Here is a 21,741-nt window from a genome sequence, read left to right as displayed (position 1 = left end):
GGTACAGAGGTAAGATGTTCTATCTTTCAGACCTTTTACTTCACGTAATCGGATTTGGCTGAATATTAGCCGCCCCGGTCATTCATGACCGGGGCGTTTTTTATTGGGCTTTTGTCAGCGGGAGACTGAGCCGCATTATCCGGCGGCATCAGTCCGCGCAGCGCCGGATTACTCTGCGTCTGCCGCTTGTCCATCATCGCCCAGCGAACTAAACCAGCCGTCGAGCTTCAGCCGCAGTTTGTCGACGCCAACTTTTTTGAGCGATGAGAAAGCTTCCACCTCGATATCGCCCATAAAGGGCTGTACGGCTTCGCGTACGGCCTTCAGCTGGGCTTTGGCGGCGCCGGAAGCCAGCTTATCGGCTTTAGTCAGCAGCAGCAGGATCGGCAACTGCGCCGCCACCGCCCACTCGATCATTTGTTGATCGAGATCTTTGAGCGGGTGACGAATATCCATTAGCACGACCAGCCCTTTCAGACTGTTGCGTTTTTGCAGATATTCGCCCAGCGCCCGCTGCCATTTCTTTTTAACCTCTTCCGGAACCTCCGCGTAGCCGTAGCCCGGCAGATCGACCAGGCGAACGCCCTCTGTGACCTCAAACAGGTTGATCAGCTGGGTGCGGCCTGGGGTTTTACTGGTTCTGGCCAGGCTCTTTTGATTCGTCAGGGTGTTCAGGGCGCTGGACTTGCCGGCGTTGGAACGCCCGGCAAAGGCGACTTCAATACCACTATCAACCGGCAAATGGCGAATATCGGGAGCGCTGATGACGAAATGCGTCATATGGTAGTTATACTGGTTAGTCACAATTTCTGCCCTGTCTGGAACAATGTCTGGACAGCGATTATACCTGTAACTGAAGATAAAATGCGGGGTTTCTCTGCGGCGCCGGCTTGGGTCTGGTCAGCCGTGCCGACTCTCGCTGGTAAAAAGCGGCCGGCGACGGTTTGAGCGCTTTTTTCTTGTCGGGCTTTCTGCTAGATTCCGCCGCAGCAGCTTTATCCGTTTATCTGAACCTGAGAGCGAAGTTATGAACCAGCAAGCTAAAGGGCCGCGTCGGCCTAAAATTAAAAGAAAATCCCGCGAAGAGCTGGATCGGGAAGCGCGCGAGCGTAAGCAGAAGAAAAAGCACCGCGGCAATCAACCGGGCAGCCGGGCGCAGGGCGGCGGTTCTCAGGCAGGAAACGCGGGGAACGGGAGTAAAGCCAGCGATCCGCGTATCGGCAGCAAAAAACCGGTGCAGCTGCTGGTTGAATCCGCTAAACGCACGCCAGCCGTGAAAAAAACGCCTGCCGTGCCGGCCCAAACGCTATCGCCTCAGGAAGAGTTAACGCTGCTGGAAAACGATAGCCGGCTGGATGCGCTTCTGGATCGGTTGGATAACGGCGAAACGTTAAGTATGGAAGAGCAGGCGTGGGTGGATAAGACGCTGGACCGTATCGATACGCTGATGGAGCTGCTGGGTATTGAGCTGGGGGACGATGACGAAGAGGATGAGCAGGAGGATATGCTGCAACTGCTCAAACGTAATCATCCGAAAGATGTTTTTTAAGCAGTGAAATGGCTGTTTCTGCTGATAACCCTGGTGACTGTGTGTTATCTGCTCTGGCTGTCAGGTAAACTATGGCGCTTATCGCAGCGGAAAAAACGCGTGATACGCGCCACGATTAACAGACCGCGGCGACCTTTACCGATAAAGCGATCTGGCAGAAGAAAAGATCGAAGGAAGTGAGCACATGTCTGAGCAGAGAGTCGACTGGGATCTGGCCCTGATTCAAAAATATAATTATTCAGGACCGCGCTATACCTCCTATCCCACCGCGCTGGAGTTTAATCAGCGCTACGATGAGCGCGCTTTTCTACAGGCGGTTGGCCGTTATCCACAGCGGCCGCTGTCGCTCTACATCCATATCCCGTTCTGCCACCGCCTGTGCTACTTTTGCGGCTGTAATAAACTGGTGACGCGTCAGCGGCATAAGGCCGACGAGTACCTTGACGTGCTGGAGCAGGAAATCAGGCAGCGGGCGCCGCTGTTCGCCGGCCGTACAGTAACGCAAATGCACTGGGGCGGCGGCACGCCCACCTGGTTGAATCAGGCGCAAATAGGCCGGCTGGTAGCTTTGCTGCGCGAACAATTTGCCTTTGATCCTCAGGCGGAGCTTTCCCTTGAGCTCGACCCGCGCGAAATTGAGCTGGATATTATCGATTTCCTGCGCCGGCAGGGGTTTAACCGGCTGAGTATGGGGGTGCAGGATTTCAATAAACAGGTTCAACGGTTGGTGAACCGCGAGCAGGATGAGGACTTTATTTTCGCCCTGATTAAGCGGGCGAAGGCGCAGGGATTCACTTCCACCAATATCGATTTGATTTATGGTCTGCCGCGCCAGACGCCGGAAAGTTTCGCTTTTACTCTGCGGCGGGTAATCGAACTTGCCCCACATCGCCTCAGCGTTTTTAACTATGCGCATCTGCCGGAACTGTTTGCGGCACAGCGTAAAATCAAGTCTGAGGATTTGCCCGACGCGGCGCAAAAGCTGGCTATTCTGCAGCAGACGATTCAGACCTTAACCGATGCCGGCTACCAGTTTATCGGTATGGACCATTTCGCCCGGCCGGATGATGAACTGGCGCAGGCGCAGCGGGCCGGGCGACTGCATCGCAATTTCCAGGGGTATACTACTCAGGGCGATTGCGAGCTGCTTGGTATGGGCGTGTCGGCGATTAGTATGATCGGTGATAGTTATGCGCAAAACCAGAAGGTGTTGAAAGACTATTACGCTCAAGTGCGGCAAAGCGGCAATGGACTATGGCGCGGGCTGGCGTTAACCAACGACGACTGTCTGCGGCGCGATGTGATTAAAAGCCTTATTTGTAATTTTCAGCTCGATTTCGCGGCGATAGAGGCGCGGTATCCTATCGATTTCCAGCGCTATTTCGCCGATGATTTGCGCTTGCTGCAGCCGCTGGTGGCCGATGGTCTGGTCGCTCAGACCGATACGGCGCTGCGCGTCACGCCGAAAGGGCGCCTGCTGATCCGCAATATCTGTATGTGTTTCGATCTTTATCTGCGCAATAAGGTGCGGGAACAGCAGTTTTCGCGGGTGATTTAGCGGCCGGAGACGATGCGGAAAGCGGCGGCGCGATAATAGCCTGCCGGAACAGAGGGGCGCTACCTGTGGGTCAGCGCCCCTCTGTTTCAACAATGCATCAACTAAAGAAGTTAATCAGCGCAGCGCATAGCACAGCGGCAAGTGCGGTTTGCGGCGTATGAGCAGCCGCAGAACCGATCTCAGCGCCATGCGTCACTACGGAAATCAGTGAATCCAGCATGGTTTTCCTCCCGAATCAGCGACACGATCATACTGCTGATCCCCTGCATGTAAAGAGCCAGAGGCGATAATTTCGTGCGCCAGACTGTACTTTTTATCGCCTGATTCAGGAGGCGCGTCGGCCGCGCCGCCGCGGCATCGTTTTCTACTCCATGCCCAGCTCTTTGAGCTTTCTGGTCAGCGTATTGCGTCCCCATCCCAACAGCCGCGCGGCTTCCTGTTTATGCCCCTGGGTATGGCGCAGCGCCGTAGTCAGCAGGGTGCGTTCCATTTCCGGCTGCGCGTCGGCCAGCAGGTTTTGATGACCGGAACGCAGCGCCCGATCGGCCCACTGCGCCAGCAGCGTGGCCCAACTGTCCGGCAGCGTGCTGACCGGCGAATCGGGTACGGAACTTTCGAACAGCTCCGGCGGCAGATCCTGAATCAGCACTTCCTGTCCGGCGGCCATCACCGTCAGCCAGCGACAGGTGTTCTCCAGCTGGCGGACATTACCCGGCCACGGCAGCCGGGTCAGCGCCGCTTCGGTTTCCGGGTGCAGGTTTTTCGGCTCTACGCCCAACTCTTTGGCCGTCGCCTGCAGGAAATAACGGGCCAGGCGGGGGATATCTTCGCGTCGCTCGCGCAGCGGAGGCAGATGAACGCGTATCACATTGAGACGGTGGAACAGATCCTCGCGGAATTTTCCTTCCTGCACGCGCTGTTCCAGATTCTGGTGCGTCGCGGCAATAATGCGCACATCCACTTTGACCGCGGCGTATCCGCCGACCCGGTAGAACTGGCCGTCGGCCAGCACGCGCAGCAAGCGGGTCTGCACATCAAGCGGCATATCGCCGATTTCGTCCAGGAACAGCGTGCCGCCGTCTGCCTGCTCAAAGCGCCCCTGACGAATCTGGTTCGCGCCGGTGAACGCCCCTTTTTCGTGACCAAACAGCTCGGACTCGATCAAATCCTTGGGAATAGCCGCCATATTCAGAGCGATAAACGGCGCTTTGGCGCGCGGACTGTGGCGGTGCAGGGCATGCGCTACCAGTTCCTTACCGGTACCGGACTCGCCGTTGATCAGCACGCTGATCGAGGAGCGCGAGAGCCGGCCGATGATGCGGAACACATCCTGCATTGCCGGCGCCTCACCGATGATATCCGTGGTGGGGCCGCTAATCGGCTGGCTGCGAACCGGCTGCTGCTGTTCGAGATAGTGGCTGATCGCTCGTTCAACCAGCGCAACCGCTTCATCTATATCAAAGGGTTTGGGTAAGTAATCAAAGGCGCCCTGTTGATAAGCGCTGACGGCGGCATCCAGATCGGAATGGGCGGTCATGATGATGACGGGTAGCGTCGGCTGACGCACTTTTATTTGCTGCAAAAGCGCCAGCCCGTCCATTCCCGGCATACGAATGTCGGATAACAGCACATCCGGCGTTTGGGTATTCAGGGCGCTTAATACCTGGCTTCCGTTATCAAAAGTGGCACAGGTTAAACCCGCACCCGTTAGCGCGCGTTCCAGCACCCAACGAATGGAGCTATCGTCGTCAACAATCCAGACTATCCCTCGTTGCATCGTGAACCTCACTGACGAATGGGCAGGTAGACCGAAAATTCGGTATGACCTGGCCAGCTGTAGAATTCGATTTTACCCGAGTGCTGATCGATAAGACTGCGGGCGATGGACAGTCCCAGCCCGGTTCCGCCTTCTCGTCCGCTCACCATCGGGTAGAACAGCGTGTCCTGTAACTGCGCCGGCACGCCGGGCCCGTCGTCTTCGATATCAATACGGGCCGCCAGGCGATAGCGCACGCCATGTAGCGTAAGCTGAAACGCGGTACGGGTACGCAGCGTGATGGTTCCCCCCTTTTCACCCAGCGCCTGCAGCGCGTTGCGGGTGATGTTCAGCAGAACCTGTTCAATCTGTTCCGGATCGTGCGTCAGCTCCGGCAGGCTGGGGTCATAATCTCTGACCAGGGTCACGTTGGCCGGTTTTTCCAGAGAAACCAGCTTAAAAACGCGCTCGGCCACCTGGTGAATACTCTGGGTAACGTGAAATCCCGGCTGTTGAGGGCCCAGCAGACGATCGACCAGATTACGTAACCGGTCGGCCTGCTCAATAATGACATTGGTGTACTCCGTCAGCGTGGGGTCGGGGAGCGCTTTGGTCAGTAATTGTGCGGCGCCCCGCAATCCGCCGAGCGGGTTTTTAATTTCATGCGCCAGGCCGCGGACCAAATCGCGAGCGGCCTGCTGCTGAGCCTGCTGTAGTTGCTCCTGACTGAGGCGGCGTTGATTATCCATCGGCGCCATTTCCAGCAGGATAAAATATTCCGACAAGCGCTGGGCAGTGAGAGATAAAATATGCGCTTTCCCTTCAACCACCAGCGTTACTTCATTGTCGGTAAAGCCTTGCCCGGCGTTCAGGCTTTCGCGCATCAGGTCAACGTTGAGCGAGAAATACCCGAGCAGGTTGGGTAACGGCGCACCTGATAGTTTGCGCGAGCTTTGCGCCAGCAGTTGCTGGGCTGCCGGATTGGAATAGTGAATCGCCAGATCGTTATCCAGCAATAAAATGCTGTTAAGCAGTGAATTGAGGATCTGCCCAGCATCGGGCAGCGTGCCTGTTGCCATAACGCAGACTCCCGCACCGTTTGGGTGCATATATCCTGTAGGATGAAAATCACGCAGCGAATCGAATAGCCACTGCGTGGAGAAAAAAGCCCATCTGAGGATGGGCTAAAAGTTTCCACGGCAACAAAAAAACGTTAAAGCAATTGTTCTTTTAGACGCTGTAGTACAGCTCGAACTCAACCGGGTGCGGAGTCATGCGTACGCGATCCAGTTCTTCTTTGCGCAGTGCGATATATGCATCGATAGAATCGTCGGTGAACACGCCGCCGCGGGTCAGGAATTCGCGGTCAGCATCCAGGGCTGCCAGCGCTTCTTCCAGTGAGCCTGCTACGGTCGGGATTTCTTTCGCTTCTTCCGGCGGCAGATCGTACAGGTTTTTGTCCATGGCATCGCCAGGATGGATTTTGTTGATGACGCCGTCCAGGCCGGCCATCAGCAGCGCAGAGAACGCCAGGTACGGGTTGGCTGCCGGATCCGGGAAGCGAACTTCGATACGACGCGCTTTCGGGCTGGATACCACCGGAATACGGATGGACGCGGAACGGTTACGGGCGGAGTAAGCCAGCATTACCGGCGCTTCATAACCCGGGACCAGACGTTTGTACGAGTTGGTGGTTGGGTTGGCCAGGGCGTTGATCGCCTTCGCGTGTTTGATTACGCCGCCGATGTAGAACAGCGCGGTTTCAGACAGGCCGCCGTATTTGTCGCCGGCGAACAGGTTGGCGCCGTTTTTAGTCAATGACATGTGGCAGTGCATACCGGAACCGTTATCACCGAAAATCGGTTTCGGCATGAAGGTCGCGGTTTTGCCGAATGCGTGAGCAACGTTGTGAACAACGTACTTATAAATCTGAATTTCGTCCGCTTTTTTGGTCATGGTGTTGAAACGGGTAGCCACTTCGTTCTGGCCGGCAGTGGCCACTTCGTGGTGGTGAGCTTCAACAACCAGGCCCATTTCTTCCATGGTCAGACACATGGTGGAACGGATATCCTGCGAGGAATCAACCGGGGGAACCGGGAAATAGCCGCCTTTAACCGCCGGACGGTGACCCTTGTTGCCGTCTTCATATTTGGTGCCGGAGTTCCAGGCGCCTTCGATATCATCGATAGCGACGTGGGAACCGGAAATACCGCTGGCGAAACGAACATCGTCAAACAGGAAGAACTCAGGTTCCGGTCCAAACAGAACGGAATCGGCGATACCGGAAGAACGCAGAAAATCTTCAGCGCGTTTAGAGATAGAGCGCGGGTCGCGGTCGTAGCCCTGCATCGTGCCGGGTTCCAGAATATCGCAGCGGATGATCAGCGTTGACTCTTCATAGAACGGGTCGATAACAGCGGTGTTGGCGTCTGGCATCAGCACCATATCGGATTCATTAATGCCTTTCCAGCCACCGATGGAGGAACCATCAAACATTTTGCCTTCTTCAAAGAAGTCGGCATTGACTTGATGAGCCGGAATGGTGACGTGCTGTTCTTTACCTTTTGTATCGGTGAAACGTAAATCAACGAATTTCACCTCATGTTCGTTCAGCATCGTCAAAACATGTTCTGCGGACATACCTGGTTCTCCCGATTTTGCATTTATCGTCGTGGAACGAATACCCTTTTCTTAAATGGCACTGTAATCTTACATATACCGTTGCCTTGTATTACTTAAAGCTAAAAGCGTGCCAACTTTAGGAATAAGGCTAAACCGTCATTTTCTGCGGGATTTAACGGTACAACGGATGCACCATTATGAACATTAGCACTAAAATGGTGCTTTGCGTGGGGCAATATGCACTTTTTTGGTGCTGTTCGTCACTGTCGGTGCTGCTTTGCACCGTGAAAGGGATCACAAACCAGGCAGACTTAGGTTGTTTGCCAGAGATGTTTGTGATCTTGTTTAGTCCCTCGCCTAATCCGTGTACAATAGCGCGCTATTTCTAATGCCTGAGGCAAAGCTGTGATCGAGAATCTGCGTAACATCGCCATTATTGCACATGTTGACCATGGGAAAACTACCCTGGTTGATAAGTTGCTGCAACAGTCCGGAACACTGGGTGAACGTAATGACGCTACCGAGCGCGTCATGGACTCCAATGATTTGGAAAAAGAGCGTGGGATTACTATCCTCGCGAAAAATACCGCCATCAATTGGAATGATTACCGTATCAACATCGTTGACACTCCCGGACACGCCGACTTCGGCGGTGAAGTTGAGCGTGTAATGTCGATGGTTGATTCGGTATTGCTGCTGGTCGACGCAATGGACGGCCCAATGCCGCAAACGCGTTTCGTTACCCAGAAAGCATTTGCATACGGCCTGAAGCCGATCGTGGTCATCAACAAGGTTGACCGCCCTGGCTCACGCCCGGATTGGGTTGTCGATCAGGTATTCGACCTGTTTGTTAACCTGGGCGCCACCGATGAACAGCTGGATTTCCCCATTGTTTACGCTTCCGCGCTGAACGGGACTTCCGGTCTGGATCACGAAGATATGGCCGAAGACATGACGCCGCTGTTTGAAGCGATCGTCAAGCACGTTGACGCGCCGAACGTCGATATGGACGGCCCGCTGCAGATGCAAATCTCGCAGCTGGATTACAACAGCTACGTCGGCGTTATCGGCATCGGCCGCATCAAACGCGGCAAGGTGAAAACCGGTCAGCAGGTCACCATTATCGACAGCGAAGGCAAACGCCGTAACGGTAAAGTGGGCCAGGTGCTGGGGCACATGGGTCTGCTGCGTATTGAGACCAACATGGCCGAAGCCGGCGATATCATCGCGGTGACGGGTCTGGGCGAGCTGAATATTTCCGATACTATTTGCGACGTTTCCGCTGTCGAAGCGTTGCCGCCGTTAACCGTCGATGAGCCGACGGTAACCATGTCGTTCGGCGTTAACACCTCGCCGTTCTGCGGTAAAGAAGGCAAGTTTGTGACATCGCGCCAGATCCTGGAGCGTCTGAACAAAGAGCTGGTGCATAACGTTGCGCTGCGCGTGGAAGAAACCGAAGATCCGGATACGTTCCGCGTGTCTGGCCGTGGCGAGCTGCACCTGTCGGTGCTGATCGAAAACATGCGTCGTGAAGGCTATGAGCTGTCCGTTTCGCGTCCGAAAGTTATTTTCCGCGAAATTGACGGTCGCCGTCAGGAGCCGTTTGAACAGGTTACGCTGGATATCGAAGATCAGCATCAGGGTTCCGTGATGGAAGCCATGGGTCTGCGTAAAGGCGATATGCGCGATATGAGCCCGGATGGTAAAGGACGCGTGCGTCTGGATTACATCATTCCGAGCCGCGGCCTTATCGGTTTCCGTACCGATTTCATGACCATGACGTCCGGCACCGGCCTGCTGTACTCTACATTCAGTCACTATGATGACGTGCGTCCGGGTGAAATCGGCCAGCGTCAGAACGGCGTGCTGATCTCCAACGGCCAGGGTAAAGCAGTCGCTTACGCGCTCTACAGCCTGCAGGATCGCGGCAAACTGTTCCTGGGCCATGGCGCGGAAGTGTATGAAGGCCAGATCATCGGTATTCACACCCGTTCCAACGACCTGACGGTAAACTGCCTGACCGGTAAGAAACTGACCAACATGCGCGCTTCCGGTACGGATGAAGCCACCACGCTGGTTCCTGCGGTTAAAATGTCGCTGGAACAGGCGCTGGAGTTCATTGATGACGATGAGCTGGTAGAAGTTACGCCGCACTCTCTGCGTCTGCGTAAGCGCCACCTGACGGAAAATGACCGTCGTCGCGCCAACCGCGGCAGCAAAGATTAACCGATCGGTTAAGCTCACCGCGTTTTGACTCAGGGCACTTTCAGTGCCCTGAGTTTTTTCCTCTTCTGCCTGCTTTGTGTTGCGCCTCGCATATCCCGCCTGTTCATCTCCCTCTTTTACCGTTACAGTGAAAAACCACGGTTAGATCAGGAGGATGTATGCTGTATATCTTTGATTTAGGTAACGTCGTCATTGATATTGATTTCAATCGCGTGATGGGGGTATGGAGCAAGCTGAGCGGGGTGCCGCTGGCCTCGCTGCAGGATCGCTTTGTTATGGGGGCGACCTTCGAACAGCATGAACGCGGTGAAATCAGTGATGAAGCCTTTGCCGCGCAGTTCTGTCACGAATTGGGCATTTCCCTGAGCTTTGAACAATTCTCCGCCGGCTGGCAGGCCATTTTTGTCGCGCTGCGCCCGGAAGTGATCGATATCATGCGGCAATTGCGCCAGGACGGGCACCGGGTGGTCGTGTTGTCCAATACTAACCGTCTGCACTGCCAGAGTTGGCCGCAGCAGTTTCCGCAGGTCGGGGAGGCGGCCGATCGCCTTTATCTTTCCCAGGATATTGGCTTGCGTAAGCCGGAGCCCGCTATTTATCATCATGTTCTTACGCAGGAAAACGCGACGGCGGCGCAGAGCGTGTTCTTCGATGACAATGAACATAATATCATCGCCGCTCGAGCGCTTGGGATACAGGCGGTGCAGGTTACCGATCGCGATGTCATCCCGAATTTTTTCCGTCGCCAGACGCCGGGCGAACCGGGGGCGATGCCCGCCACCGGCAACGGCGCATAATCAACGGAGTCGTCAGATTTACCTATGATTGCTTTAATTCAGCGGGTTTCCCGCGCCAGTGTCAATGTGGATGATGTCACCATCGGTGAAATCGGGGCCGGGCTGTTAATCCTGCTGGGCGTCGAGCAGGGGGATAACGAGCAGAAAGCCGACCGGCTTTGCGAACGCGTTTTAGGCTATCGTATATTTAGCGACAGCGAAGGAAAGATGAACCTGAATGTGCGCCAGGCGGGCGGCAGCGTGCTGGTAGTCTCGCAGTTTACGCTGGTGGCGGATACTCAGCGCGGGATGCGCCCCGGCTTTTCACGCGGCGCGACGCCGGCGGAGGCCGACCGTCTGTATCAGTACTTTGTCGGACGGTGTCGGCAGCAGGGCATTGATGCCGCTACCGGTCAGTTCGCCGCCGATATGAAGGTGGAACTGGTGAACGACGGGCCGGTGACCTTCTGGTTGCAGGTATAACGCTACTCCGGCCCGCGGGGTGCGGTTTTTAGATGAGGCGCTTTTTATGTATCACCTGAGAGTACCCGAGAGTGCGGAAGAGCTGGACGCTTATTACCAGTTTCGCTGGGAAATGCTGCGTAAGCCTCTGCATCAGCCGAAAGGTTCCGAGCGCGATGCTTATGACGCCCTGGCGCACCATCAAACGGTGGTGGATGTTCAGGGAAATCTGGTGGCGATAGGGCGCTTATCGATTAATGCCGATAATGAGGCCGCCATCCGCTTTCTGGCCGTTCATCCGACCGTGCGCGGGAAGGGGCTGGGCACCCTGCTGGCGATGACCCTGGAGTCGGTGGCGCGCCAGGAGGGCGCAAAGCGCGTGGTCTGCAGCGCGCGCGAAGATACGCTCGGCTTTTTCGAACGACTGGGGTTTGTCAATCAGGGCGAGATTACCGCGCTGCAAACTACCCCGGTGCGCCATTTCTTAATGATTAAGCCGGTCGCCACGCTGGATGATATTCTGCATCGTCCCGACTGGTGCGGTCAGCTGCAACAGGCGTGGTATGAGCATATTCCGCTGAGCGAAAAAATGGGCGTGCGCATCAGCCAGTATACCGGCCGGCAATTCATCACCACCATGCCGGAGACCGGCAATCAGAATCCTCACCATACGCTGTTCGCCGGCAGCATGTTTTCGCTGGCCACGCTGACCGGCTGGGGGCTGATCTGGCTGCTGTTGCGCGAACGGCAACTGGGCGGCACGATTATTCTGGCCGATGCGCATATCCGCTACAGCACGCCGGTCACCGGTCGGCCGAACGCGGTGGCCAATCTGGGGTCGTTGAGCGGCGATTTGGATCGGCTGGCGCGCGGGCGCAAGGCCCGGGTCCAGCTGGAGGTCGAACTGTTTGGCGATGAGCGCAAGGGCGCGGTGTTTGAAGGGGTGTACATTGTTCTGCCGGTCGCTCCCGATCGGCCGCTTGAAGACGGCGGATCGGCTGTGCGTCACCTGTAGGTCAGACCCGCTCGCCCAGCCCGATCAGGCCGCTCGCCGGGCTGGGTTGCTTTCGTCGGTTTTGCTTCGCGCGCCGTATTTCTCATGCGAGTTCGTCGCCAGCCCGCCCCGTTGCGGACGGCTGACCGCCGTTTACTGCGCCGCTTCGCTCACCGTTCCCTGCTGTATCCGCTGGTGGATGTTCTGCCCGTCCGTCACGGCGCCGTCCAGCGTTCCCTGTACGCTGTTTTTTAGCGTGGTATTGATCGACAGCTGGCCGGCGATACGCAGCTGCAGGTTGCTGTTCTGCTCCGGCAGCGTGGCCGGCCAGCCCCAGCGCGTCAGTATGTCGGCCGGCACGGTGCGGCCGGTGAGATCCAGAGTAAAGTTGCGCGCCGGCAACTGGTCGATATTCACCTTCGCTTCCAGCAGCCCTTCTTTGGCAAAGGCGCTGAGATCGCTCAGCGCGATCTGTCGATCGTCGGCGCTCAGGGCCAGCGACGGACGGCGAATATCCACTTTGTTGAAGGTGGCGTCGCTGCCGTTTAGGGTGAGCGTTCCGCCCCAGATGCCCCACTGACGATCGCGCGCCAGCAGCAGATTGCTGCCGTATCCGTCCAGTGCGGTGATCTGAAAAGGAAAGTCGGGATTAATATCGATCAGCAGGTTGCGGCTGGCGTTGAATTTCGTCACCGAAATCCCGGTCAGCCAGGTTGGCAATGTCTTCTGCCAGCGTTCGCGCCAGTCGATCGGCAGCGTGTATTCCATACCGGCCACCACCAGTTCGTTCAACGTCAGATGACGGCTGTTGCGTTGCCAGCTGCCGTTAGTGCGCAGCAGGCCGCCTTCCCAGCGGGTGCTGAACTGTTTGATGGTCACGCCGGCCGGCGATAGCGCCAGATTGACGATCGGGTCGATAAGGTGCATTCGGCCGTTGACCATATCGCTGGCGTTAAAAGACAACACGCCGTCTTCGCTCTGCCAGTCGTTTTGCTGCAGCGTGACGTTTTGCAGCGTGATATCCAGATCGTTGAAGGCCCACTCTTTGCCTTCCAGCCGTGCATCGATCAGGTCGAAACGACTAATGGCCACCGACGGCAAATGGATCGCCGGCTGCAGGAATTCTTCCAGCGTTTTTCCCGTCTGCAGTCGGACGTTGCTTAGTCGCAGGCTGTTGATGCGCCAGCTGCCGTCTTCCGCCCGGCCGGCGTTGCCGGTGAGCTGTCCCTGGGCGACGTCGGCGCCGAAGTTGCTCAGGTTGAGCTGATGATTATTGATCTCGCCCTGTACCAGCACCTGGCTGGCCGGGATATCGTTAAGCCGCAGCGAACGGGCGCTCAATTGAAAACGCCCCTGGCGGCCCATCAGGTAGCCCGGCTCCGGTTGCCACGGCGTAATGCCGCCATTCACCTGCTGGCTGTTGATGCTCAGATCGCCGTCCTGCGCCTGAACGGCCATGGTGCGCAACTGCAGGATATCGGCTTCGATCGGTAGGGCCAGACTTTCGTCGCTGAGGTTTAGCGTGCCGCCGCGCAGTTCCAGACTGGCGAAATGATGCGGCTCAGTGATCTGCCGCACGCTTAATCCGGCGTTAATCTGCTGCGCTACCAGGATAACGCTCTGATCCGGGCGGCTGAGAGTGACGTCGTTCAGCTGGATATGCGCCGGCTGCGTCCAGCTATGCTCGATTTTTCCCAGCGACAGGCGGTATTGACTGTTCTGATTGACCCACTGGCTGATCCAGCCGGCTGCCCAGCTCGTTTGCAATAAAACATACAGTACTACCACCGCCAGCAGTATCAGCAGCAATAAGCTTAACAGTAATTTTCCGATAAATTTCATCGTGTCAGTCCATGCCTGTGGTCAGGTATATCTGTGTTTATGCCGTAATTGACACGGCGGCTCAATATAGCCGCAGGTGCGTTGGGTTTGTTACTCGCCCGTCCATGGGGCTCGACCTTGTCGGGCCGCCGCCAGCGGCGTTCAAATCTGCTCCCGGCGGATTTGTCGCTCACTCCAGTCAATTACAGCGGTAAGCTGCCGGAGAGTAATGAGAGACATCCTGTCTTGCACCGAAGGCCAGTCCTGGCTGGACAAATTCGTTGCCGACCAATTTGTCGCAGCGTTACCGTCTTCCTGCAACTCGAATTATTTTGGGTATAGATAATCACATGTTACAGACAATAGAAACACGCCGGGAGCGTTTTTCAGCGTCGCGCAGTGACGGTCCTCGCAGGTCGGGGATACTTTGCAATAATACGGCCGCTGCGTCTTACTCTGCGCGGCCGGCGAAGGGCCGCGTCGGCAGTGACCGCGGCGTCGCCCGGTCGGCTGGCTATCCAGTCGACCGGGGTGAGGGTTATTTTTCCGGCGGGAAAATAAGGTTCAGGACGATAGCGGTGATACCGCCGGCGGCAATGCCGGAAGAGAGCAGCGTTTTCAGCCAGTCGGGAGCGAACTGCAGGATTAACGGCTGCTGCGAGACGCCAAGACCGACGGCCAGCGACAGGGCGATAATCATAATCGCCCTGCGGTTCAGCGGTTCGCGCGATACGATGCGTACGCCGGACGCGGCGATAGTGCCGAACATCACGATGGTGGCGCCGCCCAGTACCGGTTCGGGAATGTGCTGAACGAATCCGCTTACCGCCGGGAACAGGCCGAGCACGATGAGCATCAACGCCACCACGAAGCCGACGTAGCGGCTGGCGACGCCGGTCAACTGAATAACGCCGTTATTCTGGCCGAAGCAGGAGTTGGGGAAGGTATTGAATACGGCCGATAGCATGGAATTCAGGCCGTTCGCCAGCACGCCGCCTTTCAGGCGTTTCATATAAAGCGGTCCGCGCACCGGCTGTTCCGACACGTCGGAGGTCGCGGTGATGTCGCCGATGGTTTCCAGCGAGGTAACCATAAAGACCAGAATCAGCGGGACCAGCAGATTCCAGTCGAAACCCAGTCCGTAATAGAGCGGAGTCGGCACCATCAACAGCGATGCGTGCGGCTCGGGCCGGCTATCCGGCAGCATGCCCATCAGCCAGGCGGCCAGGTAACCGACGGCCATGGCGATCACCAGCGAGGCCACGCGCAGATAAGGGTTGCGCTGACGGTTCAGCAGGATGATCACCAGCAGCACGATGCCGGCCAGCAGCAGGTTCTTCGGCGCGCCGAAGGTATGATCGTTCATCGCGGCATAGCCGCCGCCGATGGAAGTCAGACCGACCTGGATCAACGACAGCCCGATAATCATCACGACAATGCCGGAAACCAGCGGCGTGATAATGCGGCGAGCCAGATGCAGCACGCGCGACAGCAAAATTTCGGTGCATGATGCGACCATCAGGGTGCCGAACAGCGCCGCCATCATGGTCGGCACATCGGCGCCGCCGTTCTTCAGCGCCAGGCCGCCCATGATCAGCGGGGTGACGAAATTGAAGCTGGTGCCCTGAATCGACAGCAGGCCGGAGCCTACCGGCCCCCAGGTTTTAATTTGTAGCACAGAGGCGAGGCCGGAGGCGAACAGCGACATACTGATGATGTGCTGAGTGTCCTGAGCCGGTAAGCCCAGCGCCTGACAAATCAGCAGCGCGGGGGTAATGACCGCGACAAACATCGCCAGCAGATGCTGGCAGGCGGCGAATAGCGTTTGCGGCAGCGGCGGCCGGTCTTCCAGGCGGTAGATCAGCTCGCTGGGGCGCGATGCGGCGGGATTGTTTTGGGGCGTTTCCGTGGTGGTGTCGGTCATCATTGCTGGCGTTCCTGAAACGACAAAGAGGCGATTTTAATGCTCTCTTTTATAAAAGCAAACGATTGCTGGCGCGAAGCGCTAGCTCTTTTTTCGCCAGACTAAACGCGACGCATGTCCGGCCAATATCCTTTGCTTTCAGAGAGCGATTTTCAAATCTTCCCGTCAGTGTTTCCCTGTACAGGCGGCGGGGGCGGTTTCCCGATGGATCACGCTTTTTGCGGCTGATGTGCGGCCCGTTTGAGCAAGATCAGGCGCAGAAGCCCGCAGGCCAGCCAGACGCATCCCATGATGATAGCGGTTTTATCCAGGCTGGCTAACAGCAGCAGCGTGATAACGATACCCGCCAGCGGACAGAGCAGATACAGCGCCAGCGCTTTTCCCTGTCGCCGCTGCTGATGGATAAAGTAATGAAAGATCACGGCCGCGTTAACCAGAGCGAAGGTGAGAAAAGCGCCGAAATTAATGAACGAGGTGGAGGTGGTGATATCCATCCCCAGCGCGAGCAGGGCAATCAGCGCACAGAGTACAATCGCGTTGGTCGGCGTGTTAAAACGGCCCAGTTTACCCAGCGTCTTTGACAAAACGCCGTCGACGCCGAGGGTATAAATCAGCCGGCTGGCGCTCGCCTGAGCGGCGATACCGGAGGAAAACTGGCCGAAGACCAGACCGCACATAAACAGCGTAACGAAAATATCACCGCCGATATTGCGGGCGATTTCGAATGCCGCCGAGTCGCTGTTGGCGAAAGTTGCGCCTGGATGGGCCAGCTGCACGCACCAGGAGACCAGAACGAAGATGGCGCCGCCCAGCAGGGTAATGAACAGAATGGCGCGAGGCAGATTGCGTTTCGCATCGATAGTTTCCGCCGCCAGCGTGGTAATGGCGTCAAAGCCGAGAAAAGAGTAACAGGCGACCGCCGCGCCGGCCATCAGCATCGGCAGCATATTTTCCCGCTCGCTGAAGAAAGGCTGCAGGGTCCAGAACGGGCGCGAAGCGTCGCCCAGAATATAGTGCAGCGCCAGGGCGACAAACGCCGCCAGAACGGCGACCTGCAACAGCAGCAGCAGCGCGTTGATAATGCCGGCCACTTTCAGTCCGACAATATTGATTAAGGTGGTGACGGCGATAAAGGCCAGCAGCCAGACATAGTGCGGGATGGCCGGGAAGGCGGAGGAGAGATAAACCGCGCCGATCAGCCAGATCACCATAGGTAAAAACAGATAATCCAGCAGGATGGCCCATCCGGCGAGGAAACCGATATGAGGACCGATCGCCTTGCTGACATAGACATAGGCGGAACCGTTGACCGGGAATGCCGCCGCCATCTTGCTGTAGCTATAGGCGGTGAACAGCATGGCGATCAGGGCCAGCACATAGGCGCCGGCGGTGTGGCCTTCGGTGATTTGAGCGAGAATGCCGAAGGTTCCCAGCACGATGATCGGCGTCATGTAGGCGAGTCCGAACAGGATAAGATGACGGGCGGTGAGTATTTTTTTGAATTGCGGCATGTGTTGCTTTACTCCTGTGAAAGCTGGCCTGGTGTGATGCGAAAAATTAACGGCGGGCTGGCGTTGGCATTACAACAGCCACCAGCGCTGTCCGTTGGCGTGATGTTTTATTTTTTCGTTTAAGATCATTCGTCTGTCTTCAAGATAGCGATACTGGCCGCGGGCTTCGTCAAGGCGGGAGAAATCCAGCGTTATTTTCAGCACGCCCTCTTCGCGCCCCAGCGCGCCGAGCAGCTGTCCGTCCGGCGCGATGGCCGCGCTTTCGCCGGCGAACCGGCAGCCGGCGCCGTAGCCGCAGCGGTTGGTCATGGCGAAAAAGAGTTGGTTTTCAAATGCTCTGGCATGCGCGGCGAAACGGTGGACCGGGCCATAGGGATCCATATTGCCGTTGGTCACCACCAGTAAATCGCACTCCATCGAGGCCAGCGCGCGCGCCGTTTCCGGGAACTCAATGTCATAGCAAATCAGCAGACCGATGCGTTTCCCGCGCCATGAGCCGCACACCAGACGATCGCCGGCGCGGACCTGGCCGCGTTCGCTAAACCACAGATGCGTTTTCCGGTAGTACCAGGCGACGCCGTCTTCCGGCGTGATGAACAGCGTAGTGTTAAAGACGTCATCCCCCAGCTGTTCCAGCATACCGATGGCGATAGCCATATCGCGCTCCCGGCTGACGGCGGCCAGCGAGGCCACCTCCGGTCCGTCGAGGCGCAGCGCCCGGTCATGGATGTGGCCCTGTTCGGAAAAACCGGTCAAAAAAGTTTCCGGGAAAATCGCCAGCTCCGTCTGCGGATCGCAGCGCCGCAGGTAGTCCAGCGCCTTATCAAGATTACGTTTAATCTCCCCTTCGTGAGACTCGGCCTGGATGAGTTCGATTTGCATACCTTTCCTTTTACTTACACACTGAATGACCTTGTTTAAATTGATTATGCCTGCTGATATCCGGACGTCTATAACACAAGAGGGGTGTACCCTAATGGGTAATAAGTATTTCTTATCTCTGGAGAATTTGGCGTGGCATCGGGAATTTGGCCGTCTGATTGACAGCCTGGATATGCCCGAATTCTGGTATTACGTCGCGCGCTATTTACGCGAAAGAGTGGTGTTTAATAACTGGGCGGTGCTGCTGTTTTCCCGCCATAACCGGCCGGTGATCCTGGCCGAAAGCGATGACAGCGACGGCAGCGACGCGCAGTTGTTTATCGATTACCAAAAGGGGCTCTATCTGCTGGACCCTTTTTATATCAACGCGTGGCGCAACCCGGGTTTGGGGCTCCAGCGGCTGGTGGAGGTGGCGCCGGCGCATTTCAGGGAAACCGAATATTACCGCCGCTACTTTAAGCGCAATATTGTGGAAGACGAAGTGCAGTTTAATCTGCCGCTGGACGAACAGAACATACTTTGCCTGTCGCTGGGCGCCTCGACCGCCTTCAGTTCGCAAGATATTGGCGTGATGACGCTGACGGAGCCCTGGCTGCTGCCGTTGATGCGTCAGCGGATGCGCTTCGAATTATCGGCCGGCGATAAAAGCGCCGCTCCGCTGTGCGGACAGTCAGCGCAGTTCGCCACGCTGACCGAGCGGGAAAACGAAGTGATGCACCTGATGTTAAGCGGCTGTTCTACTAAGGAGATATCTCGCCGGCTGGCGATATCGATCGAAACGGTGCGCGCGCACAAAAAGCACCTGTACGCGAAATTAAAAGTCAAAACCCAGTCGGCGCTGTTTGCGTTATTCTGGCAGCGGCGCCAGGAGTAGGGCGGGGCGTCAGGCGTTGGTATAGCGCGTTCTTTCCGGGAGCCAGCGCTCGATCAGCGCGCGCGAATGCTGCGGATAATGCTGGTGAAGATGACGGGCGACGCGCTGCACCTGCGGAATCAGCGCCTGATCGCGCAGCAGATCGGCGACTTTAAATTCCGCATTCCCGGTCTGACGCGTGCCGAGCAGTTCGCCGGGGCCGCGAATTTCCAGATCGCGCTGCGCAATGACGAACCCGTCATTGCTGTCGCGCAGCACCTGCAGCCGCTTTTGCGCGGTTTTGCTGAGCGGGCTTTTGTACAGAAGCACGCAGTGCGAGGCGACCGCGCCTCGGCCCACGCGCCCGCGCAGCTGGTGCAGCTGCGCCAGGCCGAGCCGCTCCGGGTTTTCGATGATCATCAGGCTGGCATTCGGCACATCCACGCCCACCTCGATCACCGTGGTGGCGACCAGCAGCTGCAGCTCGCCCTGTTTAAACGCCTCCATCACCGCCTGCTTTTCCTGCGCTTTCATGCGTCCGTGCACCAGACCCACGCGGATGTCGGGCAGGGCGGCCTTTAGCTCCTGACAGGTCGCTTCCGCCGCCTGCGCTTCCAGCAGATCGGACTCTTCAATCAGCGTGCACACCCAGTAGGCCTGACGGCCCTCTTGCTGGCAGGCGCGATCGACGCGCTGAATAATTTCGCCGCGCCGCGTGTCGGCGATGGCGACGGTAGTGACCGGCGTCCTGCCGGGCGGCAGCTCATCGATTACCGATGTGTCCAGATCGGCATAGGCGGTCATGGCCAGCGTGCGCGGAATCGGCGTGGCGGTCATGATTAACTGGTGCGGATGGTAGCCCTGCTCCTCGCCCTTTTCCCACAGCGCCAGGCGCTGATGCACGCCGAAACGGTGCTGTTCATCAATGATAACCAGCGCCAGCCCGTTGAATTTGACCTGCTGCTGGAAGATGGCGTGCGTACCCACCACCATAGCGACCTGGCCGCCGGCGATGGCGTCCTGCTGCGCCTGACGCGCTTTGCCCTTCTGTTTGCCGGCCAGCCAGCCGACTTCGATCCCCAGCGGCGCGAACCACTGGCGGAAATTATGCGCATGCTGCTCGGCCAGCAGTTCGGTCGGCGCCATTAGCGCGACCTGGCGGCCGTTGGCGATCGCCCGCAGCGCCGCCAGCGCGGCGACCAGGGTTTTGCCCGAACCCACATCGCCCTGCACCAGCCGCATCATCGGGAAGGGTTTGGCCATATCGGCTTCAATCTCGCCCGTCACCCGCTGTTGGGCCTGGGTCGGGGTAAACGGCAGGGAGGCCAGCAGGCGCCGCTTTAGCGCATCATTATGCGCCAGCGGCTGGGCGCGGTAGCGCTGCGCGCCGGCGCGCACGTCCAGCATGCTCAGATTGTGCGCCAGCAGCTCCTCCATAATCAGCCGCTGCTGCGCCGGATGGGTGCCCAACTCGAGCTCGCTGAGCTGAACGTCCGGCGGCGGACGATGCAAAATATGTAGCGCCTGCGGCAGACCGATCAGCGAGCGGCTCAGTTCCGCCGGCAGCAACTCGTCGATCGGGTTGGCGTCCAGCAGCGCCAGCGCCTGGTCGGTCAGCTTACGCAGCGTGGCCTGCCGCACGCCTTCGGTAGTGGGATAAACCGGCGTCAGAGATTCCTGCAGTTCGACCGCGCTTTCGTCGCCCTGCACCCGGTATTCAGGGTGAATGATCTCCGCGCCGGCTTTGCCGCGTTTGATTTCGCCATAGGCCGTGACGTGCTGACCGTTCGCCAGGCTATTTTTCATTGCGGCATTGAAGTTAAAAAAGCGCAGGGTCAGTATGCCGGTGCCGTCGCTAATCTGGCAGGTCAGCATACGGCGGCGGCCAAAGGAGATATCGCTGCGCAGCACCTGGCCTTCCACCGTGGCGTAGAGGCCTGGCAACAGGTCGTTGATGGCGTACAGGCGGGTGCGGTCTTCATAGCGCAGCGGCAGATGGAACAGCAAGTCCTGCACGGTTTCCAGCCCCAGTCGGGCCAGTTTTGCGGCCTGACTGGCTCCAACGCCGGCTAATGTGCTCAGCGGTCGGGATTGCAGCAGGCGCCCTTGCATCAGCGGCCCGACGATTGCATTGCGGCCCACCAGGCGGCGTCGGCGACGATTTGCCCCTGCTGGTTAATTGTGGGGCGCGGCAGTTTTTTGCGTTTGGCCACCCGGGCAAGCACCGGGTAGCCGCCTTCGAACAGCAGGCGCTGCTGCTCTTGTTCATCCAGCAGACTGTTTTCCCGCTGATACATGCCGGCCAGCTGACGCTGACGCTGCGCCTCATACAGGATAAGCGCGGAGGCGACGGAAACATTGAGCGATTGCACCATGCCGACCATTGGAATGATGATGTTGCGGTCGGCCAGCGCCAGCGCCTGCTGGCTGATGCCGGTTTTCTCCTGGCCCATCAAAATACAGGTAGGGCGGGTGTAATCGATATCGCGAAAATCCACCGCCGTCGGCGACAGGTGCGTGGCGAGGATCTGCATGCCCTGCGTTTTCATCTGGGCGACGGCATCCTGGACCGTGCGATGGGTTTTAACCTGTACCCAACTGTTGCTGCCGGCCGCGGAGGAGGCCAGCGTACGCATCCGGCTGCCGGGCCATACCGCGTGCACCTGATGCACGCCGACCGCGTCGGCGGTGCGGATAACCGCGGAAATATTGTGAGGCTTATGTACCTGCTCCATGCAGACCGTCAGATCGGGCTGGCGGATGGCCAGCATATCGCGGATACGGGCGTAGCGTTGCGGTGTCATAAA

At 57.7% G+C, this 21,741-nt stretch carries 19 protein-coding genes; 8 read left to right on the top strand and 11 right to left on the bottom strand.

Translation table 11 applies throughout. The annotated features are described in order from the left end of the window. The first annotated feature begins 14 nt into the window (after positions 1 to 14). Positions 15 to 62 carry a spot 42 RNA, inhibition of DNA synthesis gene (locus FJU30_RS27740; protein WP_071892919.1) on the top strand — a complete coding sequence of 16 codons (48 nt, stop codon included), beginning with the start codon at positions 15 to 17 and terminating at the stop codon, positions 60 to 62. A gap of 106 nt (positions 63 to 168) precedes the next feature. Here FJU30_RS27740 and yihA read toward each other — a convergent pair whose 3' ends face one another. Beyond that, positions 169 to 780, bottom strand: a complete 612-nt coding sequence (yihA, locus tag FJU30_RS19550; RefSeq protein WP_223881647.1) for a ribosome biogenesis GTP-binding protein YihA/YsxC — start codon at positions 778 to 780, stop codon at positions 169 to 171. Positions 781 to 1,027: 247 nt separating this feature from the next. On the opposite strand from yihA, the gene yihI reads away from it, so the two are divergent. Beyond that, on the top strand, positions 1,028 to 1,549 hold the full coding sequence (gene yihI, locus FJU30_RS19545; protein ID WP_150436644.1) for a Der GTPase-activating protein YihI: 522 nt from the start codon (positions 1,028 to 1,030) through the stop codon (positions 1,547 to 1,549). 184 nt (positions 1,550 to 1,733) lie between these two features. Then, entirely contained in the window at positions 1,734 to 3,107 is a 1,374-nt protein-coding gene (gene hemN / locus FJU30_RS19535) for an oxygen-independent coproporphyrinogen III oxidase (RefSeq protein ID WP_150436643.1), read from the top strand. 97 nt (positions 3,108 to 3,204) lie between these two features. Here hemN and FJU30_RS19530 read toward each other — a convergent pair whose 3' ends face one another. The 4 genes from FJU30_RS19530 to glnA all read right to left on the bottom strand — a co-directional run bounded on the left by FJU30_RS19530 (position 3,205) and on the right by glnA (position 7,503). Then, the gene (locus FJU30_RS19530; protein WP_150436642.1) at positions 3,205 to 3,327 is read right to left on the bottom strand and encodes a YshB family small membrane protein; all 123 of its coding nucleotides are present in this window, start codon (positions 3,325 to 3,327) and stop codon (positions 3,205 to 3,207) included. 144 nt (positions 3,328 to 3,471) lie between these two features. Next, the gene (gene glnG / locus FJU30_RS19525; protein WP_150436641.1) at positions 3,472 to 4,884 is read right to left on the bottom strand and encodes a nitrogen regulation protein NR(I); all 1,413 of its coding nucleotides are present in this window, start codon (positions 4,882 to 4,884) and stop codon (positions 3,472 to 3,474) included. 8 nt (positions 4,885 to 4,892) lie between these two features. Beyond that, positions 4,893 to 5,942 carry a nitrogen regulation protein NR(II) gene (glnL, locus tag FJU30_RS19520; RefSeq protein WP_150436640.1) on the bottom strand — a complete coding sequence of 350 codons (1,050 nt, stop codon included), beginning with the start codon at positions 5,940 to 5,942 and terminating at the stop codon, positions 4,893 to 4,895. 151 nt (positions 5,943 to 6,093) lie between these two features. Then, the gene (glnA, locus tag FJU30_RS19515; RefSeq protein WP_150436639.1) at positions 6,094 to 7,503 is read right to left on the bottom strand and encodes a glutamate--ammonia ligase; all 1,410 of its coding nucleotides are present in this window, start codon (positions 7,501 to 7,503) and stop codon (positions 6,094 to 6,096) included. A gap of 387 nt (positions 7,504 to 7,890) precedes the next feature. Between glnA and typA the strand changes: the two genes are divergently transcribed. The 4 genes from typA (at position 7,891) to fabY (ending at position 11,964) form a co-directional block, all read left to right on the top strand. After that, entirely contained in the window at positions 7,891 to 9,711 is a 1,821-nt protein-coding gene (typA, locus tag FJU30_RS19510; RefSeq protein ID WP_150436638.1) for a ribosome-dependent GTPase TypA, read from the top strand. A 158-nt stretch (positions 9,712 to 9,869) separates the two neighbouring features. Further along, positions 9,870 to 10,508 carry a glucose-1-phosphatase gene (gene yihX / locus FJU30_RS19505; protein ID WP_150436637.1) on the top strand — a complete coding sequence of 213 codons (639 nt, stop codon included), beginning with the start codon at positions 9,870 to 9,872 and terminating at the stop codon, positions 10,506 to 10,508. A 24-nt stretch (positions 10,509 to 10,532) separates the two neighbouring features. Further along, positions 10,533 to 10,970: a D-aminoacyl-tRNA deacylase gene (gene dtd / locus FJU30_RS19500; RefSeq protein WP_150436636.1), complete on the top strand. Its 438-nt coding sequence runs from the start codon at positions 10,533 to 10,535 to the stop codon at positions 10,968 to 10,970. A 46-nt stretch (positions 10,971 to 11,016) separates the two neighbouring features. Continuing rightward, positions 11,017 to 11,964 (top strand): fatty acid biosynthesis protein FabY, encoded by a 948-nt coding sequence (gene fabY, locus FJU30_RS19495; RefSeq protein WP_150436635.1) that lies wholly within the window; start codon positions 11,017 to 11,019, stop codon positions 11,962 to 11,964. A gap of 132 nt (positions 11,965 to 12,096) precedes the next feature. Here the strand turns inward: fabY and FJU30_RS19490 are convergent, their stop codons facing one another. The 4 genes from FJU30_RS19490 to FJU30_RS19475 form a co-directional block, all read right to left on the bottom strand. Beyond that, complete coding sequence (locus FJU30_RS19490) at positions 12,097 to 13,785, bottom strand: AsmA family protein (protein WP_150436634.1); 1,689 nt, start codon at positions 13,783 to 13,785, stop codon at positions 12,097 to 12,099. Between the two features lie 517 nt (positions 13,786 to 14,302). Further along, on the bottom strand, positions 14,303 to 15,688 hold the full coding sequence (locus tag FJU30_RS19485) for a nucleobase:cation symporter-2 family protein (protein ID WP_150436663.1): 1,386 nt from the start codon (positions 15,686 to 15,688) through the stop codon (positions 14,303 to 14,305). A 209-nt stretch (positions 15,689 to 15,897) separates the two neighbouring features. Beyond that, positions 15,898 to 17,199, bottom strand: coding sequence for an APC family permease (locus tag FJU30_RS19480; protein WP_150436633.1), 1,302 nt, complete (start codon positions 17,197 to 17,199; stop codon positions 15,898 to 15,900). 69 nt (positions 17,200 to 17,268) lie between these two features. Beyond that, entirely contained in the window at positions 17,269 to 18,081 is an 813-nt protein-coding gene (locus tag FJU30_RS19475; protein ID WP_150436632.1) for a carbon-nitrogen hydrolase family protein, read from the bottom strand. Positions 18,082 to 18,175: 94 nt separating this feature from the next. Here FJU30_RS19475 and FJU30_RS19470 point away from each other — a divergent pair, with 94 nt between their 5' ends. Then, positions 18,176 to 18,955 carry a helix-turn-helix transcriptional regulator gene (locus FJU30_RS19470; RefSeq protein ID WP_150436631.1) on the top strand — a complete coding sequence of 260 codons (780 nt, stop codon included), beginning with the start codon at positions 18,176 to 18,178 and terminating at the stop codon, positions 18,953 to 18,955. A gap of 9 nt (positions 18,956 to 18,964) precedes the next feature. On the opposite strand, the gene recG is transcribed toward FJU30_RS19470, so the two are convergent. Together recG and trmH are read right to left on the bottom strand one after the other, a co-directional pair. After that, on the bottom strand, positions 18,965 to 21,046 hold the full coding sequence (recG, locus tag FJU30_RS19465) for an ATP-dependent DNA helicase RecG (RefSeq protein WP_150436662.1): 2,082 nt from the start codon (positions 21,044 to 21,046) through the stop codon (positions 18,965 to 18,967). Next, positions 21,046 to 21,738: a tRNA (guanosine(18)-2'-O)-methyltransferase TrmH gene (trmH, locus tag FJU30_RS19460; protein ID WP_150436630.1), complete on the bottom strand. Its 693-nt coding sequence runs from the start codon at positions 21,736 to 21,738 to the stop codon at positions 21,046 to 21,048. Before trmH ends, recG begins: the two co-directional genes overlap by 1 nt. Between the last annotated feature and the right edge of the window lie 3 nt (positions 21,739 to 21,741).

This window comes from Affinibrenneria salicis (assembly GCF_008710095.1).
This window is presented reverse-complemented; position numbering and strand designations above follow the sequence as displayed.

What these genes read in the sequence shown, in the direction of transcription:
- yihI (WP_150436644.1), top strand. Translation starts at nt 1,028, where the DNA reads ATGAACCAGCAAGCTAAAGGGCCGCGTCGGCCTAAAATTAAAAGAAAA.
- glnA (WP_150436639.1), bottom strand. Translation starts at nt 7,503, where the DNA reads ATGTCCGCAGAACATGTTTTGACGATGCTGAACGAACATGAGGTGAAA.
- FJU30_RS19530 (WP_150436642.1), bottom strand. Translation starts at nt 3,327, where the DNA reads ATGCTGGATTCACTGATTTCCGTAGTGACGCATGGCGCTGAGATCGGT.
- glnL (WP_150436640.1), bottom strand. Translation starts at nt 5,942, where the DNA reads ATGGCAACAGGCACGCTGCCCGATGCTGGGCAGATCCTCAATTCACTG.
- FJU30_RS19480 (WP_150436633.1), bottom strand. Translation starts at nt 17,199, where the DNA reads ATGCCGCAATTCAAAAAAATACTCACCGCCCGTCATCTTATCCTGTTC.
- hemN (WP_150436643.1), top strand. Translation starts at nt 1,734, where the DNA reads ATGTCTGAGCAGAGAGTCGACTGGGATCTGGCCCTGATTCAAAAATAT.
- FJU30_RS19470 (WP_150436631.1), top strand. Translation starts at nt 18,176, where the DNA reads ATGGGTAATAAGTATTTCTTATCTCTGGAGAATTTGGCGTGGCATCGG.
- FJU30_RS19485 (WP_150436663.1), bottom strand. Translation starts at nt 15,688, where the DNA reads ATGACCGACACCACCACGGAAACGCCCCAAAACAATCCCGCCGCATCG.
- FJU30_RS19490 (WP_150436634.1), bottom strand. Translation starts at nt 13,785, where the DNA reads ATGAAATTTATCGGAAAATTACTGTTAAGCTTATTGCTGCTGATACTG.
- recG (WP_150436662.1), bottom strand. Translation starts at nt 21,046, where the DNA reads ATGCAAGGGCGCCTGCTGCAATCCCGACCGCTGAGCACATTAGCCGGC.
- fabY (WP_150436635.1), top strand. Translation starts at nt 11,017, where the DNA reads ATGTATCACCTGAGAGTACCCGAGAGTGCGGAAGAGCTGGACGCTTAT.
- glnG (WP_150436641.1), bottom strand. Translation starts at nt 4,884, where the DNA reads ATGCAACGAGGGATAGTCTGGATTGTTGACGACGATAGCTCCATTCGT.
- FJU30_RS19475 (WP_150436632.1), bottom strand. Translation starts at nt 18,081, where the DNA reads ATGCAAATCGAACTCATCCAGGCCGAGTCTCACGAAGGGGAGATTAAA.
- yihX (WP_150436637.1), top strand. Translation starts at nt 9,870, where the DNA reads ATGCTGTATATCTTTGATTTAGGTAACGTCGTCATTGATATTGATTTC.
- yihA (WP_223881647.1), bottom strand. Translation starts at nt 780, where the DNA reads ATGACGCATTTCGTCATCAGCGCTCCCGATATTCGCCATTTGCCGGTT.
- dtd (WP_150436636.1), top strand. Translation starts at nt 10,533, where the DNA reads ATGATTGCTTTAATTCAGCGGGTTTCCCGCGCCAGTGTCAATGTGGAT.
- trmH (WP_150436630.1), bottom strand. Translation starts at nt 21,738, where the DNA reads ATGACACCGCAACGCTACGCCCGTATCCGCGATATGCTGGCCATCCGC.